The organism is Rhodospirillaceae bacterium (assembly GCA_016712715.1).
Lineage (GTDB): Bacteria > Pseudomonadota > Alphaproteobacteria > Dongiales > Dongiaceae > Dongia.
The window spans coordinates 1-4,155 of sequence record JADJQM010000006.1 but is presented as its reverse complement, the minus strand read 5'-3'; the positions used below and the strand labels follow the sequence as shown (position 1 = coordinate 4,155).

6 protein-coding genes are annotated in these 4,155 nt (G+C 62.4%); all 6 read left to right on the top strand.

The window, feature by feature from the left end; translation table 11 throughout:
- Positions 1–194: 194 nt before the first annotated feature.
- Entirely contained in the window at positions 195–572 is a 378-nt protein-coding gene (locus IPK59_23050) for a hypothetical protein (GenBank protein ID MBK8161499.1), read from the top strand.
- Positions 573–577: 5 nt separating this feature from the next.
- Complete coding sequence (locus tag IPK59_23045; protein ID MBK8161498.1) at positions 578–763, top strand: hypothetical protein; 186 nt, start codon at positions 578–580, stop codon at positions 761–763.
- 3 nt (positions 764–766) lie between these two features.
- On the top strand, positions 767–2,923 hold the full coding sequence (locus tag IPK59_23040; GenBank protein ID MBK8161497.1) for a hypothetical protein: 2,157 nt from the start codon (positions 767–769) through the stop codon (positions 2,921–2,923).
- Positions 2,924–3,013: 90 nt separating this feature from the next.
- Positions 3,014–3,358, top strand: coding sequence for a hypothetical protein (locus IPK59_23035; protein MBK8161496.1), 345 nt, complete (start codon positions 3,014–3,016; stop codon positions 3,356–3,358).
- A 270-nt stretch (positions 3,359–3,628) separates the two neighbouring features.
- A complete protein-coding gene (locus IPK59_23030) occupies positions 3,629–3,865 on the top strand; it encodes a hypothetical protein (protein ID MBK8161495.1) in 237 nt (78 codons plus the stop codon).
- Positions 3,862–4,155: phage tail protein (locus IPK59_23025; protein ID MBK8161494.1), on the top strand; the 294-nt coding region annotated here is incomplete at its 3' end. The genes IPK59_23030 and IPK59_23025, both read left to right, overlap by 4 nt.

Below are 4,155 nucleotides of genomic sequence, written 5' to 3'. Positions count from 1 at the left end.
ACTTCGATTCTATCTGTCATGGACTGGCCTCCTGTTTCGTCTCCTCCCCCTCGGCGTCTGCCGGGGTTCAGGTCGGCGCGTCACTGCGCCGCCCTTTTTTTATTCGATTCCGACCGTTAACAGGAGTCAATTGAAATGACGGCTATTGCGTATAGAAGTTCCTGATGGGTGCCCCTGGTCAATTTGAGTTACCGATGAAGCCGCCGATGCGCGAGCTGGATGTCGGGATGGTCACGCAACAGCCCACGCTGACGGGGGCCATCATGTTGTGTGTCCATATCTCCGGCCTGGATGATCGCGATCTGGCGAAGGCACTGGCTATTGATCCTGCGCAGTGGAGCCGCATCAAATCCGGGCAGGCGCACTTCCCCCAGGAGCGCATGAACCGGTTGATGGACATCTGCGGCAATGAAGCGCCGCTGATCTGGCTGGCCTCGCGCCGTGGCTACGATCTGCAGGCGAAGCTGTCGCTGATGGAGCAGAAGCTCGCGACGGAACGTCACCGTGCCGACAAGCTGGAAGAGCAGAACAAGCTGCTGCGCGAATTGGTCACGGGCCGCGGCATCGCATGAGATCAGTGCCTCCCCGCATCCTGGCCACCCAACACGTCGCCGTTCATGATGGCATCCGCTTGACTCTGGTGGTGCTCGATCGGCCTCCCGTGGCTGTGGTGTCCGACGTTGAATCGATCATGAACGGCTGGTGGTATCGCGCTGGCGGCTATCCGATCGGGCGCATCTTCGGAACCTTAATTGCCGCCTGATCCGTGACGGACAAAAATAAAAATTCAGGGGAGGGCGGTGGCCAGCAGCATCGGGTCGATGTGCCGGCCTTGTTGGATGCGGTCGATATCGTCCGCGTAATCGAAGCCTACGTGCCGCTGAAAAAGTCCGGCGCCGAATTCGAGGCCTGCTGTCCGTTCCACACCGAAAGTACGGCGTCATTCAAGGTCAATCCGAAAAAGCAGTTCTACAACTGCTTCGGCTGCGGTGCGAATGGCAACGCGATCACCTTTCTGAGGGACTATCGCGGCATTGGTTTCCTCGATGCCTGCCGCGAGCTGGGCGCCGATATTCCAGAGACCGGTGCGCCGGGTCCGATCACGCCTCCCGAGGCGGTCCGTCGCCAATCCGTGAGGGAAAAGAAGCCGGACCCGGTATGGGTGCCATTGCTCACCGCGCCGGCCGATGCGCCGGAGCCGCCGAAGGCACACGTCAAGCGCGGCCTGCCGGAAATGCTCTGGTGTTACCGCGATGCGGCCGGCCTGGTGTTGGGCTATGTGTATCGCTTCCGCACCAGCGATGGCGGCAAGGACACGATACCGCTCTCCTGGGCGCGCTGTGAGGACACCGGCGTCGAGGAGTGGCACTGGATTTCGTTCGGCAAGCCGCGTCCGCTGTATGGCCTCGATCGCCTGGCCGCGCGGCCGGATGCGACGGTGTTGCTGGTCGAGGGCGAGAAATGCGCCGACGCGGCGCAGCTCCAGTTTCCCGACCTGGTGGTGGTGAGTTGGCCGGGTGGCTGCAATGCTGAGGGTAAGGCGGATTGGACGCCGCTGGCCGGCCGCAAGGTGATTACCTGGGCGGACTGCGATGCGAAGCGGGTGCCGCTGACGAAGGAAGAGATCGAGGCAATCATTGACGATGGCCGCCTGGCACAAATGCCGCCCGGGCGGGAGCGGGTTGCTCTCGTCAAGGCGCTGAGGGAACAACGCAAGCAGGCGCTGAGCGAGGCACAGGCATTGAAGCCGATCCTGCCGGAGTCCGACCAGCCAGGCACCAAGGCGATGCGCGCGATTCACCGGCATCTGCACGCGCTTGCAGCGCGGTGCTGGTCGGTAGCGATCCCGGCGCCGGGTGAGAAGCCGAACGGCTGGGATGTCGCCGATGCGATCGATGAAGGCCTTGTTGGCGCAGCCTTGGTGGAGTACATGCGGGCGCGTACGTCGGCTGTGCCCGCGCCTGGTGCGGTCGATCCGACCGAACCGCCGCCGGAATCGGCTTCTACCCCTTCCGGGGCTGGCGCGGGCCAGGGGTTGCCGCCGGAGCCGCCACCGGACGATGAGGACTATGGTGAGTTTGGCCCGCACGGCTGGCGACGGCTGCTGCTGCGCCGCGACGGCAAGCTGGTGGATTGCCGCGAAAACGTCTATCTGATGCTCAAGTACCACCCGGCGTGGTCGGGGGTGCTGTGGGCCGACGAATTTGCCAAGAAGATCGTGATGCGCAAGCCGCCGCCGTGGCACACGGGAAAGGGGTTCGAGTCGGGCACGGTGTGGGATGCCGATGATGCCCTGCGCCTCGGCTTGTGGTTGGCGCATACGGAACGCATGATCGTTAAGAATGTCCAGAACCTCTCCCTGAGCGTGGGCTGGGCGGCCAATGAGAACCGCTGCCACCCGGTGCGCGAATACCTCGATGGCCTGGTATGGGATGGCACGTCACGTATCGACAAGTGGCTGACCGATTTCATGGGCGTCAAGGAATCCGAATACAGCCGCCTGGTCGGCCGCTTCTTCCTGATTGGCCTGGTGGCGCGAATCTACCGACCTGGCTGTCAGATGCGCTTCATGCCGATCTTCGAGGGCCGCCAGTATCGCGGCAAGTCGTCTGCATTTCGCGTACTCGGCGGCAAGTGGTATGGCGACTCGACGCTCAACCTGCACAACAAGGATAGCTACCAGCTCATTCAGGGGGTGTGGGTCTATGAGATCGCGGAGCTGGATTCGTTCAGCCGCGCTGATTCGACCATGGTCAAGGCCTTCATCTCAAGCCAGGTGGATCGCTTTCGGGCGCCCTATGCGGCAGCGCCCGAAGACCACCCGCGCAGTGTCGGCTTCGGCGGATCGACCAATGAGGGCGAGTATTTCAAGGATGAGACCGGCAACACTCGCTATTGGCCACTGCGCTGCGAGGAGGGTTGATTCGATAAACATCGATGGTCTTTCCGGTGTGCGTGATCAGTTGTTTGCCGAGGCGGTGAATCTCTTCCGAGCGGTGAGCGCTGGCACCCCTTGGCCGAAGAGCAGCAGGACCTGTTCGAGCCGGAACAGGCCGAACGCGAGGTAGTTGATCCGTGGTACGAGCGTGTGGTGATCTACCTGGGCGGCACTTCGGTCAGCCGCGTCACGGCGCTGGAATTGCTGACCGATTGCCTCAAGATCGAAGTCGGCAAGATCGGCCGCGCCAAGGCCGAATCGATGGCGATCAGCAAGATCATGCGGCGCCAGGGATGGAAGAAGGAACGGGAGACCTCGGGCAATCGCCTGTGGTACTACGAGCGGCCGCCGAAGAAGGATTCAGCACCGTCGGCCAGCGCAGCAGGTTCATCGGCGGAGGTGCCTGATGTGCCGTTTTAACCAGGGATCGGTGATTCCGTCCAACCTCAAGGTTGGACGGCCCGGAAAAGGTTGGACGGCGCAAACCCGCATGGATAGGGCATCCGTCCAACCTCCTAACCTCGTCCAACCTCCCGGCGCGTGCGTACATGAGCGGGTGCGCACACATACGCGCACGCGCGTGCAGCTATGCACATTTAGGTTAGACAAGGTTAGGAGGTTAGACAGAGCTAGGCAGGACAAGGCTTTCCGCCGTCTAACCTCGCGTCCAACCTTTTTGGAGGTTGGGCGGTGATCGAACAAATGCGCCTCGACTTCCCGGCGGCGGCAAAGGCCGAGGGGTGGTCGGTTGAGGAACAGGCCGACATCGGCCTGGCCATCAAAGCCGCGATCGCGGCCGGTGATGCCGAGGCGCTGGCGTATTGGGCCAAGCGCATCGCCGACGGGGCAGCCCAGTGGCGTGCCTGGTGCGAGCGCGTGCGTGAGGCAGAAGCGAACATCAAGGCGGCACGAAAGGAATCGGCATGAGCAACGTCATCAGCATCCGCAACAACTTCCCCAAGGTGGCAGCGCAATTGGATCGGCTGGGCAAGGAAGTGGGCAACAAGGCTCTGGTGCGCGCGCTCAACGATACCGTGAGGCAGGGCAGCACGGCTATGGCGCGACAGATCAGCAAGGAATTCAGGGTGAAGGTTGCCGATGCAAAGGCCCGGCTAGATGTCGATTACGCAAAGGTAAAGGGGGGTGGGGTGAAGTTCTTCGCCAGGCTGTTGGCCACGCGCCCGGGTGGTTTGCACAACAACGACTGGCGCGGCATG

Excerpts from the sequence above, each read along its gene's own strand:
- IPK59_23050 (MBK8161499.1), top strand. The coding sequence starts at position 195 with ATGAAGCCGCCGATGCGCGAGCTGGATGTCGGGATGGTCACGCAACAG.